General features: G+C 59.8%; 17 protein-coding genes and 1 riboswitch. Of the genes, 7 read left to right on the top strand and 10 right to left on the bottom strand.

Features of this window, described 5'->3' with window-relative positions:
- Window positions 1–259 precede the first annotated feature (259 nt).
- The 3 genes from ACYQ2I_RS14965 to ACYQ2I_RS14975 all read right to left on the bottom strand — a co-directional run bounded on the left by ACYQ2I_RS14965 (window position 260) and on the right by ACYQ2I_RS14975 (window position 2,015).
- The gene (locus ACYQ2I_RS14965) at window positions 260–784 is read right to left on the bottom strand and encodes a TadE/TadG family type IV pilus assembly protein (RefSeq protein WP_460167832.1); all 525 of its coding nucleotides are present in this window, start codon (window positions 782–784) and stop codon (window positions 260–262) included.
- Window positions 785–922: 138 nt separating this feature from the next.
- The gene (locus tag ACYQ2I_RS14970) at window positions 923–1,501 is read right to left on the bottom strand and encodes an A24 family peptidase (protein WP_460167833.1); all 579 of its coding nucleotides are present in this window, start codon (window positions 1,499–1,501) and stop codon (window positions 923–925) included.
- Between the two features lie 334 nt (window positions 1,502–1,835).
- Window positions 1,836–2,015, bottom strand: coding sequence for a Flp family type IVb pilin (locus tag ACYQ2I_RS14975; RefSeq protein WP_460167834.1), 180 nt, complete (start codon window positions 2,013–2,015; stop codon window positions 1,836–1,838).
- A 267-nt stretch (window positions 2,016–2,282) separates the two neighbouring features.
- A riboswitch (cyclic di-GMP riboswitch) is annotated at window positions 2,283–2,364 on the bottom strand.
- Window positions 2,365–2,751: 387 nt separating this feature from the next.
- On the opposite strand from ACYQ2I_RS14975, the gene ACYQ2I_RS14980 reads away from it, so the two are divergent.
- The 4 genes from ACYQ2I_RS14980 (at window position 2,752) to csrA (ending at window position 8,718) form a co-directional block, all read left to right on the top strand.
- Entirely contained in the window at window positions 2,752–4,608 is a 1,857-nt protein-coding gene (locus tag ACYQ2I_RS14980; protein WP_460167835.1) for an ATP-binding protein, read from the top strand.
- Window positions 4,609–4,767: 159 nt separating this feature from the next.
- Window positions 4,768–7,371: a tetratricopeptide repeat protein gene (locus ACYQ2I_RS14985; protein ID WP_460167836.1), complete on the top strand. Its 2,604-nt coding sequence runs from the start codon at window positions 4,768–4,770 to the stop codon at window positions 7,369–7,371.
- 190 nt (window positions 7,372–7,561) lie between these two features.
- The gene (locus ACYQ2I_RS14990; protein WP_460167837.1) at window positions 7,562–8,185 is read left to right on the top strand and encodes a hypothetical protein; all 624 of its coding nucleotides are present in this window, start codon (window positions 7,562–7,564) and stop codon (window positions 8,183–8,185) included.
- A gap of 320 nt (window positions 8,186–8,505) precedes the next feature.
- The gene (gene csrA / locus ACYQ2I_RS14995; RefSeq protein WP_460167838.1) at window positions 8,506–8,718 is read left to right on the top strand and encodes a carbon storage regulator CsrA; all 213 of its coding nucleotides are present in this window, start codon (window positions 8,506–8,508) and stop codon (window positions 8,716–8,718) included.
- A 122-nt stretch (window positions 8,719–8,840) separates the two neighbouring features.
- Here csrA and ACYQ2I_RS15000 read toward each other — a convergent pair whose 3' ends face one another.
- From ACYQ2I_RS15000 to ACYQ2I_RS15020, 5 genes are all read right to left on the bottom strand, one after another.
- Complete coding sequence (locus ACYQ2I_RS15000) at window positions 8,841–10,109, bottom strand: cysteine desulfurase (RefSeq protein WP_460167839.1); 1,269 nt, start codon at window positions 10,107–10,109, stop codon at window positions 8,841–8,843.
- Between the two features lie 163 nt (window positions 10,110–10,272).
- On the bottom strand, window positions 10,273–10,692 hold the full coding sequence (locus ACYQ2I_RS15005) for an iron-sulfur cluster assembly scaffold protein (protein WP_460167840.1): 420 nt from the start codon (window positions 10,690–10,692) through the stop codon (window positions 10,273–10,275).
- A 301-nt stretch (window positions 10,693–10,993) separates the two neighbouring features.
- Window positions 10,994–11,473, bottom strand: coding sequence for a phosphohistidine phosphatase SixA (sixA, locus tag ACYQ2I_RS15010; protein WP_460167841.1), 480 nt, complete (start codon window positions 11,471–11,473; stop codon window positions 10,994–10,996).
- A gap of 159 nt (window positions 11,474–11,632) precedes the next feature.
- Window positions 11,633–12,052 carry a secondary thiamine-phosphate synthase enzyme YjbQ gene (locus ACYQ2I_RS15015; RefSeq protein WP_460167842.1) on the bottom strand — a complete coding sequence of 140 codons (420 nt, stop codon included), beginning with the start codon at window positions 12,050–12,052 and terminating at the stop codon, window positions 11,633–11,635.
- Between the two features lie 103 nt (window positions 12,053–12,155).
- Window positions 12,156–12,389 carry a hypothetical protein gene (locus ACYQ2I_RS15020; RefSeq protein WP_460167843.1) on the bottom strand — a complete coding sequence of 78 codons (234 nt, stop codon included), beginning with the start codon at window positions 12,387–12,389 and terminating at the stop codon, window positions 12,156–12,158.
- A gap of 559 nt (window positions 12,390–12,948) precedes the next feature.
- Here ACYQ2I_RS15020 and ACYQ2I_RS15025 point away from each other — a divergent pair.
- The 3 genes from ACYQ2I_RS15025 to ACYQ2I_RS15035 all read left to right on the top strand — a co-directional run bounded on the left by ACYQ2I_RS15025 (window position 12,949) and on the right by ACYQ2I_RS15035 (window position 17,085).
- The gene (locus ACYQ2I_RS15025; protein WP_460167844.1) at window positions 12,949–14,778 is read left to right on the top strand and encodes a hybrid sensor histidine kinase/response regulator; all 1,830 of its coding nucleotides are present in this window, start codon (window positions 12,949–12,951) and stop codon (window positions 14,776–14,778) included.
- An 87-nt stretch (window positions 14,779–14,865) separates the two neighbouring features.
- Window positions 14,866–16,074 (top strand): metallophosphoesterase, encoded by a 1,209-nt coding sequence (locus ACYQ2I_RS15030; RefSeq protein WP_460167845.1) that lies wholly within the window; start codon window positions 14,866–14,868, stop codon window positions 16,072–16,074.
- A gap of 78 nt (window positions 16,075–16,152) precedes the next feature.
- Window positions 16,153–17,085: an NAD(P)-dependent oxidoreductase gene (locus tag ACYQ2I_RS15035; protein WP_460167846.1), complete on the top strand. Its 933-nt coding sequence runs from the start codon at window positions 16,153–16,155 to the stop codon at window positions 17,083–17,085.
- Between the two features lie 17 nt (window positions 17,086–17,102).
- Here the strand turns inward: ACYQ2I_RS15035 and ACYQ2I_RS15040 are convergent, their stop codons facing one another.
- The gene (locus tag ACYQ2I_RS15040) at window positions 17,103–18,020 is read right to left on the bottom strand and encodes an LpxI family protein (protein WP_460167847.1); all 918 of its coding nucleotides are present in this window, start codon (window positions 18,018–18,020) and stop codon (window positions 17,103–17,105) included.
- The gene (gene lpxD / locus ACYQ2I_RS15045; RefSeq protein WP_460167848.1) at window positions 18,017–19,102 is read right to left on the bottom strand and encodes a UDP-3-O-(3-hydroxymyristoyl)glucosamine N-acyltransferase; all 1,086 of its coding nucleotides are present in this window, start codon (window positions 19,100–19,102) and stop codon (window positions 18,017–18,019) included. The genes ACYQ2I_RS15040 and lpxD overlap by 4 nt, the downstream gene beginning before the upstream one ends.
- Between the last annotated feature and the right edge of the window lie 65 nt (window positions 19,103–19,167).

Raw genomic sequence — 19,167 nt, forward strand, 5'->3', positions numbered from 1 at the left:
TCCCCGTTTCCCGACCCTTCATGATATTGACGAGGGCCGCTTCCACGGTCTGTCGGCATCCTCCCGACCGTGTGTGTTCGCGTTGAAACGGTGTCCTCCGTGATGTTCCGTCGTATCCGATTCTCAATCGCACAGATCCGCCCGGCGGCGTCTTCCACTGTTCGGCCGCGGGGACGTTTCCAATTGTCCGTCGGTCGATGATCCCGCCGGCTCAACAGCAAAGCGGGAGCGGTGTTTCCCTTATCCCGAATGTCGGGATTTATTGGACCGTTTCCCGGCGCATCACCGTCGTTGCGCTGAGATTGGTCCCGCCAAGAAACATTGGCGATGGAAGCCAACTAACTTGACTAAAAGGCACCGACACGGAAACCGTGACCGGCTCGCCATAACCCGCATCACTAGGCGGATCCGGATCAACCGTTATATTCGCACCGTTGATCGCGGCACTGGTGAGGTACGTGTTGACGGTATCCACCACGTCGTCGGTCGTCGTACCGTCCAAAACGGCCACGCGAGCCCCTTCCCGCGACGCGTTGGTAATGATCTGTTGGACCATGATCATGCGTCCAAACTCGATCATCCCCAACAACAGCAGGAAGAAGACCGGGGCCACAATGGCGAATTCGACGACTGCGGCACCTCGTCGTTGTTTTCGGCACAACCGACAAAGTTTCTCCAGTTTATGTGACCAGACGTCCTTGATTTTGCCTGCAAAACGACGGGCAACGTCGGGCTTCAGGGAGATCACTCCCCGCGGAAAAGCCTGTGGCCTGGAGAATCTCATGGTGCACCTCGCAACACATCGACCTGGAACGAAAAGACGAGCTCCCGTTGCCGAGGGCGCCGCAGTTCGTACCGTTCGACCGACACGACCTCGCGGCACCGACGATTCGTTTCTATCCCCTTGAATGCCTCTCGATTTTCAAATTGGGAAAAGCATGCCCGTAAAGGCAAAATAGGCAATCGTTCCGATCGCGATCGGAATCCCGTAGGGCAGCAGCATCATGCGCGGTTTGCGTTCGGCGGCAATGGCGGCCAGCTTTTCGGGATCGCGGATATAGAAGATCTCCATCAAGATGCCGAAAAACTGACTTTGGTGATGCCGCCATTTTCCCTTGACCAGGACCATGATGACGGCCAGCACCGCCCCGACGATCGCCGAGATCGCAAACGCCCAAAGCGTGTGCGTCATGCCGACCCAGGCCCCGACGCCGGCAAGCAGTTTGACGTCACCGGCTCCCATGCCGCCGATGGCGTAGGCGGGCAAAAGCAGTCCCAAACCGACGGCCGTTCCGAGCAAGCTCCACCCCAGCCCCGACCAGCCGAACATCACGCCCGAGGCGATCCACCCCGAAACGATCAAGGGAAAGGTAATCCAGTTGGGCACTTTCAATTGTCGTCCGTCGATCCATGCGGCCACAACGAGCGTGACGGTCACGAACCAACAGACCGCCCACACCGGCCAGTGAGCATTCGTGCTCGCTACGAGGCTGTCCAACATCGTGCAAACTCCATCAGCAAGTTACGTGACGACTTTTCGCCGGTCGGGCCGGAAACGGCTGATTTCGGCGCACTCGCCCCGACGGCGCAAACTTCTCTCCACCAAAACTCTAAGACACAAAATGGACGGGCGAGCGAATATAGAAAAACTGAACCATCTTTTCCTGGCCTTGAGGCCGCACAAGCGTCCCCCTCCTGGGAGGGCCAACGGCTCCGAGACGGAATAACAAGCCAAGAAAAAGAAAGCGGCTCCCTCGTAGTCGGCGATCGAGGGAGCCGGCGTATGGTTTGAATCAGCCCAAGGTCGACGGACCAGGCTGGACGATGTCACGTCCTCACGAAGCGCTGATGGACGATTCCACCTCTTCGAACGTCGCGTTCGCGGCGGTACCCAACGAGGAGATCGCCGTGAGGCAGACCACCACGATCAAGGCCAGCATGACGGCGTATTCAACGGCGGTCGGGCCATCTTCGGATTCGAGGAAACGACGAACTTTTTGAGCGAACAACTTCATTGGTTCCTCCATCAAGGAATTTGGGCCGGAGATCGATAAGTGGCGGTTCTCCGGTAAACCGAGAAAAGGGGGATCTTTTCGGTACGACGACGCTCCGATCACTCGCAACGCCGCAGGCCTGCGCGGTACCGATAAGATCCCGACACACCCGAAACGCTTGTGCCTCATCCTCGTCTCGGCGTCGAAACGCCCAAACGTCCTCAGGGAGGGTTCGCCACACAGGTGGTCGGAACGCCTCGGCCCGGTACACGCCGGACACGCCATCCCTTCGGCAGCCAGGCTACCGTCCCACGCGGGCCGGCCCTTGGCTTTGCGCCCCGGCCTTACGACCGGTTTGCCTTTATCGAGGATGAAAGGCGGCAGGCCTTTCTCCGGCTCACCGGCGGTCACGCGACCGCAACCGGCTCGCCGGTCGGGCGACCTCGCGGCCGCCCTCGGACTCGGGTCGCTTTCGCTTCCCGCTTCCGTAATGAACACTAGGTCAAGAACCGCCGATGTCAAACTGCTGGCTTTAGAAAAAACAGGCAATCTTGTGCAGTGACACGGCGCCTCCATGTCCTGGCGGACGGCTCGTATCGATTCCAACACCTATGCGGACCTCCCACGATGGGATTCGCCGGTCTGCGCTGGCTTCCCCCCGGCCACCTGATATGATGGGGCGGAACGACCAAGCGATTTGCCGGGCACAAACGCGATTTTTCACCTGCAACTCTTCGGAAAGACGCCGACTTTTGCCATGTCCGATCAACATCTTGCCTTCGACGTCGACGTCGCCGGCATCATCGACTTGATGGGAACATCGCTTTACTCGCGGCCGGAAGTGGCCGTGAGGGAGCTGATCCAAAACGCCCACGACGCCGTCATGCGCCGACGGCAAATCGACATCGAATATCACGGCCGAATCGACGTTCGCCGCCATCCGAAGGAAGAACGTCTCGAGTTTTCCGACGACGGAATCGGTCTGACGATGGACGAGGCGCGTCGTTATCTCGGCACGTTGGGAGCCGGGGCCACCGGTGCCCTCAAGCGTGCCGAAGGCGAATCGGTCGAAGGCGAGCTGATCGGTCAATTCGGCGTCGGCTTGTTCAGTGCGTTCTTGATCGCCGATCGGATCGTCGTCGAAACCCGCAAGCAAGACGAACCGCCGGTCCGTTGGGAAGCCGACCTGAAATCGGGAATTCGCGTCGGCCCGGGTTCGCGCGACGAACCGGGCACGACCGTGCTCGTCGACTTGAAGCCCAACTTCACCTACTTCGCGTCCGACGAAAAATCGCTCGAATCGGCGATCGTTCATTACGCCGACTTTCTGCCGATCCCGATCCACATCGACGATCGTCCTCAACGGGCGAACGTTGCGGCCGCGGCATGGCTCGACCCCACCCCGGACCTTCAAGCCGTCGAACTGGAACTCGAAAACATCTTTCAGGAACGCGCGCTACACGTGTTCAGCGTGCAAACGACCTCGCCCACCACGGTCAAAGGCGCACTGTACGTCACACCGCAGCGCACGTTGCATGCGGGATCGGATCCCGGTGTGGTCGTGACGGTGAACCGCATGGTGATCTCGCGGAGTCTATACGGCTTGATGCCGCCGTGGGCGGCGTTCGTGCGAGGAATCGTCGAGCTTTCCGACTGTCAACCGACGACCAGTCGAGAAAGTCTCATTTACAATGTGCACGTGCGGCAGGTGCAATCGGTTCTCGAAGAATCGATCTTGGCCGAGTTGTTCGATCTCGAGCAACGCGACCGCGACAAATTGCGGATGCTGGTCGACTGGCATCGCTACGCATTTGCCGGAGCCGCGTTGGACCATCCCAAGCTCCGGGAACTCCTCACCCGCAATTACCTGTTTGCGACCTCGCAAGGCGATCTTCCCTTCGACGAAATTCTGTCGCGCTGCCGCGGCAACGCGCTCGCCGAATCGGAATGTGATTGCATCGTCTGGAGCAACACGAACCGTCGTCAAGAAGGTCTGCTCAACAGTCTCTTTCAGGCTTTGCCGTTTCCGTGCGTCCATGCCGTGCGGGCGTTCGAGCACCTTTTGCTGGAGCAGATGGCTTCCGATGCCGCGGCCCGGCACACGGCAGTCATGTTGCGTCCGGCCTCTCCGGCGTCGCCTTCGTTCGCCGAAACCGTACTGGGACTCCGCGAGCTCGAACCCGTTGCAGATCGGTGGCAGGCATTCCTCGGAAACGATGAAACCAACGTGTACATCGGCGAAGGCCGAACCCGCACGCCGGTGTACGTATTTCCTTCGGACGGCCCGCAACTCGAACGGACGTTTCGGCAACTACGAACGCAAGGCAAGATCCCTTCTGCCTTCCAAAAACTGATCGATCGCCACGTCGAAGCCAAACCGGCGGAACAGCGAAAACATCAGGTGGTACTCAACCGTTCGAACGAACTCGTCCGCAAGGCACTCGACCAACGGCCGGGCATGCCGCTGCCGGCCGTACTGCGATTGATGGTCTATCACTCCTTGACCGCCGCGGGAGTCCCGCTGGACGAAAAAGCCCATGATTTGATGCAAGACGATCTGGCCTGGATAGCCGAAGCCCTTCAAGGTCGTCGCGACGGCGAATCCCCCCAATAAGAACGAAAACGTGAAACGGCACGGTTCTTTTCTTGCTCCGGCCGTCCCCATTCAGATAATGAACGTGCCGATCGTGTCGCGTTCATGCTTTGCGAGGACGCGATTCGCTCTCGCGAAGTCGAATCACCGGGCCCCCAAAAGCGACGAGGAAACACTCGAATGGACGACTCTCAATTCGACGTCTACACCGAGCGCGTGTCGCAGCATTACCTTGCTTCCCGCATGCACAGCGCGTTCACGATCGCCGAAGAGATGAAAGCGCTGGCTCATTCGGAGCGAGCTCTCATTCCGTATCTGACGGCCAATTTCTACTTGATGAACGCAGCTCAATCGCTGTACGAACCCGAACCGGGGCGTCAAGCGGCCGTCGAAAACATCGGGTTCTTGGAATCGAAGGAAGAAGCCTACCAGTTCGATCCGCAGCTTTCCGAAGACGAATACGCCTACACGGTGCAGTGGATGACGGCCTGCTCCTACGACAACCTGGCCAAGCACGTGGCGGCGGTAAGCGGCTACAACTCGCCCGATTTGCAGGACATCGTCGAAGAGGGCTTCAACGTCTGTCACCGCACGGGCAAGACCGACTGCATCAGTTGCTTTCGGGAATATGCCGTTTCGGTCTACCGCGAGGGCGGCGATCTTGTGATGGCGGTCGAGAATGCGCGTCGCGTGGCCGCGCATCCGCCGGGCACGCAAAACGGTGATCGGCGATTCGTGGGGGCTCGCGACGTCGTCATGCTGTTGACCGAAGCAGGCCGTCTGCGGGATGCCGTCGATGCGGTTCACGACATGTGGACACTGGTCGACTCGTACCACGCAACCGTCGAAGCACGAATCACGTCGCGTGCGGCTACCGACATGCTTGCCCTTTTGTGGGGCGATCCGGACCAGGTACGACGCTTCGTCCCCGAAAACTACCGCGAACTTAAATGGGAGAATCTGCCCTCCGTCGAAGAAAACCCGTATTTGAATTTGGTCGTCGATCAGGCCGCAGCCGCCGAAGCCTTTTGCGCAGGCGATTTCGACAAGGCCGCCGAAATCCTCCAAACGTGGGCCGATCGTCTCAAACCGCGCCGCATCCACGGAGATCGCTGTGAGGTTCTCGTGCGCCTGGCCAACGTGTACGTAGCCAAAGGCGATCGCGAGGCCGCGCAACGCATCGCGGACGAACTCTATGCCGAAGCATCACCGGCGCGAAGCTATCTATATATCGATCGTGTTCGTCGATTACTCGACGGGCGAGTGCCGCCTACGCCGATCGGTCTTCTTGAATCTCCCGACGAAGGACCGTATGCGAAAAGCGGCGTCGTCTCGGGAACGGCGGTCGGCGACTCCGCTCCTTCGACGGACACACCGGAGGCCGCAACAACGTCCCCCGACGAAGAAAAGTCGCCGGGATGGTATCCGCAATGCGATGAATTCGATCGCGTTTATCGCAGCCTGCACGAAAAAACGATCGAAGAAGCCGCACAAACCGCGTCTGAGATGTTGGATCAAGTCCTGGCGGTCGATTGGCGGTCATTCGAAGATCCGAATTCGGTTGCCGTCACTTTGTATTTCGCGGGCGCGTTCGCGCGATTGGCCGACCGGTTGCCGGAGGCCTGGCAATTGGCGCAAGAGATGCACGCAACCCTGCCGGAAGCCCCCGCCCTCCTCAACATCGTTGCCTTCCTTGGTTCGTTGATGCGATCCCAGGCCGAAGCGAACGACGAAGATCCCGACGCGATCATCGACAAGGACCGACTCGAAAGCTGGTTCCGCACCTCGCTCGAAAGGAAACCGCACGGGTCGGGGCATTTTACTCGCGCCGGATTGTTCTTCCTCGAAAACGGCGCGTTGGACGATGCGGAATGGTGTTTTTCGCGAGCGATCGCCGAAGATCGGACAAACGTCACGGCAGCCCTCATTCTCGCCCGCATCTACATGCAAAAAGAACGCGGCGGAGACGCATTGGTGCTGTTGGACGAGACAATCCGAGCCGGTGCGCGCGAGCTTGAGTTGTTCGACTTAGCCGGTTACCTGGCCTACAGCATGGATCGTTTCACCGAAGCAGCCACCTATCTGAAGTTCTACTTTGCGTTAGGCGGCAACGATCCCTGGCAACGTTATTCATATGTCCGATCTCTCTTGGCGTTGGATCAACCGGAAAAAGCCGCCGAGGTGCTGGAAGAGCTGAATCCGGAAGATGTCGGCGACTTCGCGTATTTGACAGCCAAAGCGTGGCTGGCGTCCTATGAATCAAAACGTGAATTTCGGGATTTCGCCGCTCAGGTGATGCACATTCCCTTATATACCGTCGAGCGTTTGACCCGCGCGGGCGTGCGGGACTGTCTCGAATGCCTTCGCAAGGTCGCTGCGAAGCTGAACGACACCGACTTGGAGGACGTGATTTTTCACCGGCTGATCGCGGCAAACCTGGCTGCCCCCGAGCTGTTCGAGCCGTTTCGCATGCAGCGTCCCTCGCAAACGAACCTGAATTACTATGTTTGCGCGGTACAGCAGGAACTCGGGAACGATTGGAAAACGTATCCTGAACGATTCGCCGACGAAGAAGACTGGACCGCCTACGTCACGTACTGGGGTGTACTGGCTCGCCATCCCGAAGAAGCCGAAGCCTACGTGCAAGAGATGCAAGGAAGGGCCTACGACGGCGCCCCACGAACCTTCTTGGCCTGCGAATTGCAAGACACCGATTTTGCGGATCATCCGGGCGTCGTGTGGCAAGGTCGGCGCGAACCGGCCGAGGATCGACAAGAGGAATAGCGACGCTCTGGTTGCGTGCGAAAATTGCCGGATTCGCGTTCGTCTGCTACGATGACTAGCGATCCAATGAGCTGGTGAGCGACCGCTCTCTCCGGAAGCAGGGCAGACGGCGCTTGGTCGCCGTGTAGGCCCCGGAGCGGTCAACTCCGCGTGATTCGTTGCGTCCACCTTTTCGAGAAGGCATACCTCGATGGCCCGATACCAAGCCGTCCTGATCGACCGCCCCGCAAACTGGCATCCGAACTCGTTCGACGACGTCCCGTATCACCCCGGTCCGCCGATCGGCGTACTTACAGAGGGCGAAGCGTTCTTCGATGTGCTTCGCGCCGCGATCGAATACAACCGTCGCGCCACGGACGACGGCGAAAAGAAATGGGCCGTGGTCGTCGATCCCGACGGAAAAGGTCAATTGCTGGCCCAAGGCCGGGTATGCACCCCCTTGCGATACCAGATCGCCAGCATTTGGTGGCCTTCGGGCTGGGAACCTCAATCACCGCTCGACGTTCCCAACTGCGTGTGCCGCGAGCAAAACGCAATCCAAGACAAAACCATGAGTTACGAACAGGCGGTCGCCACGATGGAAGGCCTCAATCGCCAAGCCATCGATCGAGCGGGCGCCTATTGGTATGTGATTATTGCCGCCGAGAACGAACCGATTTCGCGGACGGTCACGTTCGAACCGCCATGTCGGCAAACAACCATCGAGGTCCGTCAATTGCACATCGCGGAACCCGCCTCGGGAGGGGGGCGAGGCAATTGCGATCACTGTCCCGCCCGCGCCGTGGACTGCCCGGTCGTTCCCGAAGCCACTTAGAAACGACACAAGTCCCTTATTAGCAAACACTTACATCCGCTGCACGATTCATCGCGAGGCAATTCGCAGCCAACTCCGTGGGGGCGATTACAGTGCCGCGGGAGGGTGTTCACCGGCCGTTCCGGAGGAAGTATTGCCTCAGAAGACGGTCTCTTTCGGGATTTTTCGTTTACCAAGTCCATCCGTTTTACGTAAAATGATATTAGGGTGACACGGAAGGAGTACGGTTTCGCGCCTGTACGCACCTAGCTGAGGCGCTTCGAGGATGTCCCTTGGCGTGCGTACTCCTTTGCTGCCTTCTGAGAATGGATGGTCGAGGTATGCTGATTCTTTCCCGAAAGACGAACGAGCAGATCGTCATCGGCGACAACATCGTCGTCACCGTGGTCGCCGTTCGCGGCGGCAACGTTCGCCTAGGTGTCGATGCACCGCGGGATGTGCAAGTTCATCGTCGCGAGGTGTATGACGCTATCAAGGCTCAAGAGTCGCAAAAGGTCGCCGGCGGCGCTGAAGGTTGCGGCAACGACGACTGAGAAGCGTCTTTCTCTGCGATATTCCCCAAGGGACGGCGCCTCGAAGTTCCGCTCGCCGACTTTATTACGTGCAAGCGAATAAAGCTTTGCTTATCTCGCAGCCTCCTTCGACACACGCCGATTCAGCGGCGTGATCGGCGACGTCGAAACACGGCTCTCGCCTGTTCGATGGCCTCTCCGAGGCGTTCGACCTCTTCCGGCGTGTTGTAGAAATAGAAACTTGCGCGCGCTGTGGCCGCCACACCGTAGCGTTCGTGTAGAGGTTGCGCGCAATGATGTCCTGCCCGCACGGCCACACCTTGCCGGTCGAGCAGTTGGGCAACGTCGTGCGCATGGACCCCCTCGACCAGAAAACTGACGATGCCCGCCTTGTGTTCCGGTGACGGACCGAAAATGCGAATGCCGCCTAGGGCCTGGAACATTTCGTGCGTCTTTTCGACCAACTGCCGCTCGTGGGCGGCGATCCGATCGAAGCCGAGCCGTTCCAGGTAGGCGATCGCCGGAGTCATCCCGATCGCAGGCACGATCGGCGGGGTTCCCGCTTCGAATCGGCTGGGCAGGTCGCCGGGCGTGAACCGGTCGAGATACACGTCACGAATCATGCTGCCGCCGCCCATAAACGGCGGCATCGCGTCCAGCAGTTCGCGTTTCGCGTAGAGAAACCCGATTCCTGAGGGGCCTAACATCTTATGTCCGCCGGCCGCCAAAAAATCGACGTCCCATGCCTGCACATCGGTCCTTTGGTGGGGGACGCCCTGCGCCCCGTCGACCAGCACCAGGGCACCGGCCTCGTGGGCGATGGAAACCATCTCGGAAATCGGGTTCACTGTTCCGAGTACGTTCGAAACCGCGGTCACGGCCACTAACTTCGTGCGATCGGTAATCCGCCGGCCGAACTCGTCCAATTCGATGCGGCCGTCGTCGGTGATCGGCACATGCTTCACGACGGCCCCGGTTCGCTCAGCCAATTGAAACCAAGGTACCAGGTTCGAATGATGCTCCATTTCGGTGACGAGGATTTCATCACCCTCGCCGACGTTGGCATCGCCCCAGCTCCGCGCCACCAGATTGATCGCCGCGGTCGCCCCCGAGGTGAACACGATTTCTTCGCATGAACGGGCATTGACGAAGCGTCGAACCGCTTCGCGTGCGTTTTCGTACAGCTCCGTCGTCTCGTCCGCCAGTGTATGGATGCCGCGATGGACGTTTGCGTAACGGTTCTCGTACACGTCCACGATCGTTTCGATCACCTGTCGCGGCCGCTGCGTGCTGGCAGCGTTGTCCAAGTACGCCAGCGGCACATCGCCGTGTACGCATCGAGAAAGGATCGGGAAATCCTTGCGAACGGCGTCCAGTTCTTCGGACGTAAACGGAAGATTCTCGGCCATCATGCTCTCTCAGAAACAGTCCTTCCGGGGATGCACGAACATTCCCGGCCGTCGCGGGCGGGCAAACAAGACGCACGTCATGTTTCGTCGACACGACGTCAACGCATTGTAGAGGACGACCGGCCGATGGAAAGGGGAAACCGCCCGTCGTCGGAATTCTTTCGCCTTACGACGCGGCGTCGGACGATTTCTTGCCGTTCTCGTCGCACGGTGAATAGATCGCTGCCTGCAATACCCGCCACGGCAACAAGCAGCATTTTTGCCGATTGGGCGTGAGTCGCGGACCGAAGAGCTTGAGCATATCTTCGGCGGTGAACTGTTTGACTTCGTCGACCGTCTTGCCGTCGAATCGCTCGACCAGCATGGAAGCCGCCGCCTGACTGATGCAGCAACCGTGGCCGTCGAAATACACCTTGCGCATCCGGCCATGGTCGTCGATTTGCAACTCCATGCGCACGACGTCGCCGCACAGAGGATTCTTATCCTCATGGCAGTGCGTACATTGATCGCAATGCCCGCGATTGTACGGCGACTCGTAATGGTCGAGGATTCGCTCCTGGTAGATTTCTTCTTCGTCGATCGACATGGTCTTCGGTCTCGTAGCTTGTCGTCACCGAAAGCGCGCGTCGCTTTTTCCAGGCAACGGGGTTCGATCTTCGGCTCGTCGCGGCACGCGATCTGCAAAGTCCGATCCATTGCGGCGTGCCGCCGAACATTTCACGGAGCATCCGTGAACCTCCCCGGAATGCGGCCCGATTCCACCGCGGGAAGAAAGCCGCACGCGAGCCGCAGGCACCGCACCCGCCGTCTGTGCCCGCGAAAACAATCTATTTTAGGCCGCTCCCGGAGGGCAGACAAGAAACGCCCATCTGCCGCCCGCCGAGGCTTCAACAATTGAGCAGCTTGGGCGTGACAAGCCAATCGAGTTCGCCGTATCCGAAACCGATCGACATATCGAACGACACCCTCGCCGCAGCCCCCTTCGGGAACCACACGGCCCCACCCCCGATCATGCGTTCAACGATCGTGCATACGTCGGGCGCATGACCGACCAACGCCGTCGATTTGCAATTGGGGTGTTCGGCCAACCAACGATCGATCGCTTCCAAGTCCGAATCGGGACGCAGCGCATCGAGCAGTTCGATTTCGGGCCGTCGCGGCAAGCCGTCGGCAAGAATCTCGGCCGTCTCGCGGCACCGCACCAGCGGACTGGTCGCAATGCGATCGATCGAAAGTCCCCGCTTGACCAACTTGCGCACGAACTTCGCGAAGCGTTTTCGTCCTTCGTCGGTAAGCGGCCGCTCGGCATCGGTGCGACACGCAGTCCGATCGACGGCCCAGGCGTGGCGCACGACGTACACTTTCATCGGCTATTCACCTTGCCCAAAAGAGAGAATGGGAATCTCGTCCGCGACACGGAGCGTCCTGCCGCACCCCACCCCGCTCGGGGACGTGCAAAACTCCATTGTGCCCCGGTGATCACCTCAGAACAACCGCCTTATCGGATGATCAGGCCGTGCCCCCCCTCAAGCATCACCGTGGACGGTTACCACGACCGTACGGTTTCGCGGACGTACGTCGCATTCGAGGTGAAACACCTGCTGCCACGTTCCCAACACAAGGCGTCCCTCGTCGACGGGCACGGTCAGCGCAGGCCCCATCAACGTCGCCTGAAGATGCGAATGCCCGTTTCCGTCGTGCCACGTCTGCTCGTGGCCGTAATCACGACTCGGCGGAAAAATCCGATCCAGTTGCTCGGGCACGTCGCGACACAATCCGGGTTCAAATTCGACCGTCCCGATCGCCGCCGTACTGCCGACTGCAAAGACGTTCACAGTTCCCTGGACGATCCCCGACCGCGAAACGATCTCTTGAATGTCGGCGGTCAAATCCCGCATGGCGCCGTGACCGGAGGTCGCAAACTGAATCCGTTCCTGGTACGTCATCCGAAGTCCCGTTTTCTCATCCTCATGATCGCCAAAAAACCGTTCCTACGCCCCTCAACAGCGAGGCCGTGCGACCAAGGGGGAGCGGCCCCCCTAATGTTCTTCACCCCTTGTTTTCGCCGGTCAACGCAAACAAGCTCAGAATCGTACCGGTTGAAAGCAAACTCCAGGGAACCCAATCGTTGGGAACGAGGACGGCTTTTCCCTCCCCCTGTTGCGCCGCCTGTTTGACGGCATCGGGCGCACTGTCTTTGAGCACAAAGCGATCGACGGCAAAGCATTGGGCGCCCACGAAGATGATAAACAGGCCGCAAGCCAACAAAAACGATCGCATCATGGTTCACTTCCTCCGTCGGGCAAGTGCGTTTATGCCTGCGCATACGTCGGGCACTCGCAAACTGCTCCCGCCTATCGAGATCGGCGTTGCCGTGACGGGAAATCCAACCGCATGCCGCCGATCGGCCGGAACCACGCTTGCGGCGTTCTGTTGATGCGGATCGTAACGAGCAAACCCGCATTCGGGCGGGCTCACCGGCACTTTTTTGGCTCATCAAAATATTCCACAGTACAAAAACCAAGCGACATGCTGTGGCTAGCGGGCGTCGGCGTTTTTCGGCTGTTCCCCGGCTGCTGGAGGGGATATAATTTTCGTGGACAGTCGGAAAGAAACTTGTTAAGATATCTGCGGGTTTTGGCGGGATTTACGACGGGGATAGGGCGACCTGCCCGGAATCCCGCACCCGCCGCCCGCTGAAGATCAACCTGCGGCCCTCCCCTGGACGATGCTGATAACAGATCGGCTCGCGCCACAGATCGACACCTCCCAGCAACGGTGGGTCCCGCCTGGGGCAACCGGGACCAGCATCGTCCCAACCACCTGAGACGGAGCGATTGCTTTGTCGACCAAACCCAAAGTCCTCGTAATCGGCGAACCCAGCCCAGCGGCCGAGGAAATCGTACGGAAGGAGGTCGGCGAGCATGCCGAAATCCTTTACACCACCTCCTCGCTGGATACGCTCCGGCACTCGGCCGACGACGATTTCGACCTGCTGGTCGTGGGACGCGAGCAGCTCCGCGGGCCGGTCGGTCCACCGACGGGAAATCTGCTGGATCATCTGCCCGAAGGTGTCGTTCTCGTTGCCCCGGATCAGACGATCTTGTGGGCAAACAAGCTCTTCTGCGAGTGGACCGGTTCCACGCACGACGAGATCATCGGACGACCGTTCTTCGCCCCGTTTCAATCGGAGGACGGCACCGAAGAAGCGGAAATCCTCGGCCCCAACTTTTGCCCCTTCCACTCGGTCAAAACCGGCAATCAGCCCGTACAGACGACACTGCGGGTAAACGGCCGAAGGCAATACGAACTGCACGTCGCCCCGATTTTCGAAAACGACGGCACGACACTTTCCCACATGGTGGCCTGCCTCCGCGACGTGACCGAACAAAACAAACAGCAGAAGAAGTTGCGGGCGATCCACAACGCCACCATGTTGTTGGCCGATATTCCGCCCAACCAACTGCTGAGTATGCGGGCGGAAGAGCGCATCGAACTGCTCAAGCAGCGAATAGCGAAGCTCATCAAAGACCTCAATTACGACGTCATCGAAATTCGGTTGCTCGAGCGGAAGCCGGACGAGCCGGCCGAGAAGGATCGACCGCCGGCCTTGAAGGGCTTGCTGGCCATCGGAATGAGTCCCGAAGCCGCCGACCGCGAACTGTACGCGGCCTGCGAAAACAACGGTATCACCGGCTTCGTCGCTGCGACCGGCAAGAGCTATCTGTGTGAAGACACCCAAGCCGACCCGCTCTATCTGCCGGGAGCCACCGAGGCGAGAAGCTGCGTCGTCGTCCCCTTGGTGTTGTTGAACCGCATCATCGGCACGTTCAACGTCGAAAGCCGCGAACCGCGTGCCTTCACCCAGTACGACAAAGAGTGTATCGAGGCCTTGTCGTACAACATCGCGGTGGCCATCAACACGCTTGATTTGCTGGCCGAGGAGGAATACAGCGTAGCCGCCAAGAGCGTCGAACGAATTCATGGAGCGGTGGCGTTGCCGATCGACGATATGCTCAGGCTTACCAGCGGCATTCTCAACCAGTACATGGAGTTGCCGCCGTCTGAAACGATCAAACGGGTGGAACGCCTGCGACAAATCGTTCGCCACATGAAGAAGCTGATCCTCGAGATCGGTGAAACGCTCACCCCGACGACCGCCTCCCCGCAACCTCCGCCGCCGAAAAAGGAGTTCCTCAGCGGCAAACGCATCTTGGTCGTCCATCCGAACGACAACGTCCGCAGCAATGCCCACTCGGTCCTGGAACCGTTCGGATGCGTCGTCGAAACAGCCAACACGGGCACCGACGCCATCGGCATGATCCGCGCTACGAATAATGAGGGCGGATACGCGGTCATTTTCGGTTCGCGGTACTTGCCCGACATGAACGGCATCGACTTCATCGAACGCGTGGCCCAGGAGATCCCCATCGAGCCGCTACCTTTCGTCATGTTGATCGACGACGGCTATGATCGCGAACATATCGCCGTCAAAGCCAGACAGATTTGGCACATCGACCAGTTCGTCCACTCGAGCCTCCTCCTGACCAAAGTGCTCGACGCCGTCGAGCAAGTGATCAATCGCCCTGTTCGTTTGCGTTCGAACCCGGCGAAGGGGCAACAAGCCCCGCAGCCGCGACCGGTTCTCGACAAATCCTCCAACGGAATGTAGCCGGGCGGTCGCCGAAAACTTCCCGCCGCCGATGCAACAGGGAAACACGCTTCTGCGAGATTCACTTCGGTTCGACCGGTCGTCGCGATGATCTGGATTTGGTGCTTCGTGATTCTCTGGCTTGCGGCCGGCCATTTCTGCCTGTGGGCGGCTGTGTGGAACCGCCTGCACGCCATGCGGATCGATTTCCGTGTGTGCCAATATCTTTCGGCCGGCGTGCTGGCGACAACGCTCGTCGTACCGATCATCGTCGTCCGAAGCGTGCCGGCCGCCGGTGTCGTCGAACCTCGCGATCTCTTGCGACTCGCCGTCGTACCGAGGGCCTACATCGTCCTCTGCGCCGCCGCCTTTCCTTTGGCCGTGTGGCTGCGCATTTGGCATCGCCTGCGCCGTCGCGTTCCTTCCCTATTGCACCGATCGCACGAAATCCACGACCTGCGAAAACACCATCTAGCCGACAACGATCACGACACTCCGCACGTCGACGTGACCATCGACCGGGAAACGGAGCCGGTCCCTTTTCGTCCGTCGGCTGTGCTCCACGTACCGGGCAACGAATCGCTACGCTTGAGTGTCGTACGGCTGGCACTTGCGTTCGACGATTTGCCGGAGGCTCTCGACGGTCTGACGATTTGCCACTTGACCGACTGGCATTTTACGGGACGCGTCGCTCGCGGATTCTTCGATGCAGTGGTCGACCGGTCCAATTGTCTGAATCCCGATCTTGTCGTACTGACCGGCGACCTTGTCGACAATCCCGACTGCATCGAAACGGCGGCGAACGTGTTTTCCCGATTCCACGCACGATTGGGCGTGTTTTTCATTTTGGGAAATCACGATGTTCGAGTGGGTGTACAACGTTTGCGATCGGCCTTGACGGAACGCGGCCTCGTCGATTTGGGCGGCAAGGTTCATGTACTCATCCATCATGATGCCGAAGTCCTTCTGGCAGGCAATGAGCATCCCTGGATCCCGTCCACCATCGACTCGGTCCCGCTGGAAAAGCACGCCCCGCGAGGATTCCGCATCGGTCTGGCTCATACGCCCGACCGCATCGACTGGGCCCGCAAGCACGAGATTCGTTTGTTGCTCACCGGCCACACGCACGGCGGGCAGATTCGCCTTCCGGGATTCGGCCCGCTGTTGGCCCCGTGTTGCAGTGGGATTCGCCACGCCGAAGGGTTGTTCGAATATCCGCCTACGGTGATGTATGTCAACCGCGGCGTTTCGGCCCAATTTCCGATCCGCTATTTCTGTCCGCCCGAGCTGACTCACATCACGCTTCGGCGGCGCTGAGTTCTATGCTCCTTGGCGTTGCGCGGAACACGTGGTACGCTACCGAGCGATGAGCCTTTGCCCGCGAGGAGCTGTAACATGAGCGATACGACGAACAACAAACCGACGCTTGGGTTTATCGGTCTGGGACAATTGGGCGCCCCGATGGCGGCGAATTTTCGCCGGGAAGGCCATCCGCTGGTCGTCTACAATCGCACGCCGGGAAAGGCCGGCCCGTTGCTTGATTTGGGGGCGCGCCAAGTCTTTTCTCCGGCCGAGGCCGTTCCTCAAAACGGCATCGTGATGACCTGTGTATCGGACGACGCCGCACTGCTGGAAATCACCGCCGATGAACAGTTCTTCCGTCGACTCGGCCCGGAGGGCATTCACGTCTCGATGAGCACGATTTCACCCAAGACGGCTGCCCTGCTGGCCGAGCGACACCGAGAGCTCGGCGGCATTTATTTGGCCTGTCCCGTCATGGGTCGCCCGGATGCCATCCGCGCCAAGACCCAGACATACTACATTTCAGGGCCGCCCGAAGCCCGTGCCAAAGTCAAACCGATTCTGGCTTCGATCGCCCGGCAGGTCTTGGAACTGGGCGACGGCCCGACGGAAGCCCACGTCGCCAAGCTGTGCTCGAATTTTCTGATCGCCACGGTCATCGAATCGCTCGGCGAGGCTTTCACACTGGCCGAGAAAAACGGTTTACCGCCGCAGGCCTTGTACGAAGCGCTCACCGAATTCCTGTTCAATTGCCTGATCTACAAGGGCTACGGGGCCCATATTCTTTCCGGCAAGCACGACGAACCGCTGTTCCGCCTGCGTTTGGGGTTGAAGGACTTGAATCTCGTAGCGCAGACGGCCTTCGAGAGCGAAACCCCCATGCCGTTGGTGAGTCTATTGAAGGATCGCTACACGAGTTCGAAAGCCCTGGGACGCGGCGATTGGGACTGGACCGCCGTGGCGGTGGAAATTCGGCGCCAAGCCGGACTTCCGCCCGTGACGCAAGAAGACGCTTCCGAAGATTGATTGCCCGCCGACGCCGCTCAACGTGAATGTTCGGCGGCCGAGGCATCGCGCAAAGCAGCATTGTCGGCGGATACGAGGTCGTCCTCGGTCAGTGCGACCAAGATCATATCGTGCTTGTCGGCGAATCGCAGGACGTCTTCGGCGTCGAGCAGGATCGTCTTTCCGGCCTCGACCGCCAGCGTGCGACCGCCCGCCTCGAGAATCGTGCGCAATGTACTGGTTCCGATGGTGGGCACGTCGAAACGCATGTCTTGTTGCGGCTTGGCGACCTTGACGACGGTGAATCCGCCCGCCTCACAAAGTTCACCCGCCCGGCGGATGCAGGCGTCCGTCCCTTCCACGGCCTCGACCGCCAACACGGCCAAGTCTTTCACGACGACGCTCTGTCCGATGTCGAGCCGCCCCATCTCCTTGGCCATTCGCCAACCGAAAGCGATGTCTTTTTGCTGCCACGCATTCGGTTTCGTACGAGTCAAGATACCGCGACCGATCAGCAGCTTGGGCACCAGATCGGTGGCCGGTTCGAACGAAATCCCGTCGGCCGCAAACTCGTCGCAGAGGGTCGTCAACAACGAGTCGTCGCGGTTGTCCTTTTTGCGGGTCAAGAAGTGAGGGGCAAAAGCTTTCACGGCTCGCCAATCCGGTAGATGTCGAATCCAGGCCCAACGCCGAAAGAGAACGACCTTGTGGATCTTCCCGGCCATCGTGGCCCGTCGCACGCCGTGCCGCTTGAGAAGTCGAATCGCCCTGCCGAGCTGGCCGAGACCGATCCAATAGTAGGCGTCGCAAATCTCGGCCAACACGGTGTCGGCGTGTCCGCGCACTCCGACGCACACGACGGTCTCGCCGCGTCGTTTGAGTTCTTCGGCCACGACGATCGGAAACCGGCCCCATCCAGCGACCAGGCCGATCGGTGCGTTCCCTCCCGTATTCATCCTTGCGTTTCTACCGCGCTGTCGACTTCGCTTTGCTGTTCCAAGCGACGAACGGCTTCCTGAAGCTGGCGCAACTGGCGTCGCATGTCGGGCAGACGCGACAACGCGGCCTGTTTGAGCATTTGTTCCTTTTCGGGAGTCGCGGGAATACCGACCACGTGCGCCCCGGCGGGCACATTGTTGATCACGCCCGACATCGCTCCCAACACGGCCCCGTCGCCGATGTGTACATGATCCCGCACGCCCACCTGTCCGGCCATGACGACATAATTGCCGGTCGTCGTGCTGCCGGCAATCCCCACTTGGGCACACACGATGTTTCCTTTGCCCAAACGGCAGTTGTGCGCGATCATCACCAGATTGTCGATCTTGGTTCCGGCCCCGATCACGGTCCGGCCGTAGGTTCCTCGATCGATCGTCGTATTGGCCCCGATTTCGACATCGTCTTCGATCACGACGAAGCCCAATTGGGCCGAGAGACGGTGAATCCCGTTCTCGCTGGTGTACCCGAAACCGTACGCTCCGATCACGGCACCCGCATGCAGAATGCACCGATCGCCGATCTGCGTGTTCTCGTACAGAACCACGTTGGGAAACAGCACGACGTTCTTGCCGATCTTGCAACCGGGCAGGATGCGTACACCGGAGTGAATCGTCGTATCGTCACCGATTTCCACACCGTCTCCGATGTATGCCCCCGGGTAGACCGTGACTCGCTCGCCCAGCTTCGCCTTGGGGCTGACGTACGCCCCCGCATCGACTCCCGACGTTGCCGTGTGTGTTTGCGGCCGAAAGTGCATCACGATCTTCGTGAAAGCGGCGTGCGGATCATCCACGAGAATGGCAGGCAGCGGCAAGCCGGGAACCTCGCCGTCCGCACCAGGCCTTTCGAGCGACCGCGGCCCGACGAATGCGCCCGCCTTCGATCTCGCCAGATTGTCGGCGTTTTCCGGTGAATCGAGCATCGTGATGTCGCCGGGGCCCGCTTCGACCAGCGGCCACGCCCCGTTGACGACCAAATTGCCGGGCCCACGGAGATCGCCCCCCACAAGAGCCGCAAGCTCTTTCAACGTCGCCGGCATAATCGGGAATCCTTTCCAAGACGAGCTTTCTTGCCAAATCAGCAAAGCCGAGACGGCGCCTCAAG

Source organism: Thermostilla marina (assembly GCF_054657455.1).

What these genes read in the sequence shown, in the direction of transcription:
- ACYQ2I_RS14965 (WP_460167832.1), bottom strand. Translation starts at nt 784, where the DNA reads ATGAGATTCTCCAGGCCACAGGCTTTTCCGCGGGGAGTGATCTCCCTG.
- ACYQ2I_RS14970 (WP_460167833.1), bottom strand. Translation starts at nt 1,501, where the DNA reads ATGTTGGACAGCCTCGTAGCGAGCACGAATGCTCACTGGCCGGTGTGG.
- ACYQ2I_RS14975 (WP_460167834.1), bottom strand. Translation starts at nt 2,015, where the DNA reads ATGAAGTTGTTCGCTCAAAAAGTTCGTCGTTTCCTCGAATCCGAAGAT.
- ACYQ2I_RS14980 (WP_460167835.1), top strand. Translation starts at nt 2,752, where the DNA reads ATGTCCGATCAACATCTTGCCTTCGACGTCGACGTCGCCGGCATCATC.
- ACYQ2I_RS14985 (WP_460167836.1), top strand. Translation starts at nt 4,768, where the DNA reads ATGGACGACTCTCAATTCGACGTCTACACCGAGCGCGTGTCGCAGCAT.
- ACYQ2I_RS14990 (WP_460167837.1), top strand. Translation starts at nt 7,562, where the DNA reads ATGGCCCGATACCAAGCCGTCCTGATCGACCGCCCCGCAAACTGGCAT.
- csrA (WP_460167838.1), top strand. Translation starts at nt 8,506, where the DNA reads ATGCTGATTCTTTCCCGAAAGACGAACGAGCAGATCGTCATCGGCGAC.
- ACYQ2I_RS15000 (WP_460167839.1), bottom strand. Translation starts at nt 10,109, where the DNA reads ATGATGGCCGAGAATCTTCCGTTTACGTCCGAAGAACTGGACGCCGTT.
- ACYQ2I_RS15005 (WP_460167840.1), bottom strand. Translation starts at nt 10,692, where the DNA reads ATGTCGATCGACGAAGAAGAAATCTACCAGGAGCGAATCCTCGACCAT.
- sixA (WP_460167841.1), bottom strand. Translation starts at nt 11,473, where the DNA reads ATGAAAGTGTACGTCGTGCGCCACGCCTGGGCCGTCGATCGGACTGCG.
- ACYQ2I_RS15015 (WP_460167842.1), bottom strand. Translation starts at nt 12,052, where the DNA reads ATGACGTACCAGGAACGGATTCAGTTTGCGACCTCCGGTCACGGCGCC.
- ACYQ2I_RS15020 (WP_460167843.1), bottom strand. Translation starts at nt 12,389, where the DNA reads ATGATGCGATCGTTTTTGTTGGCTTGCGGCCTGTTTATCATCTTCGTG.
- ACYQ2I_RS15030 (WP_460167845.1), top strand. Translation starts at nt 14,866, where the DNA reads ATGATCTGGATTTGGTGCTTCGTGATTCTCTGGCTTGCGGCCGGCCAT.
- ACYQ2I_RS15035 (WP_460167846.1), top strand. Translation starts at nt 16,153, where the DNA reads ATGAGCGATACGACGAACAACAAACCGACGCTTGGGTTTATCGGTCTG.
- ACYQ2I_RS15040 (WP_460167847.1), bottom strand. Translation starts at nt 18,020, where the DNA reads ATGAATACGGGAGGGAACGCACCGATCGGCCTGGTCGCTGGATGGGGC.
- lpxD (WP_460167848.1), bottom strand. Translation starts at nt 19,102, where the DNA reads ATGCCGGCGACGTTGAAAGAGCTTGCGGCTCTTGTGGGGGGCGATCTC.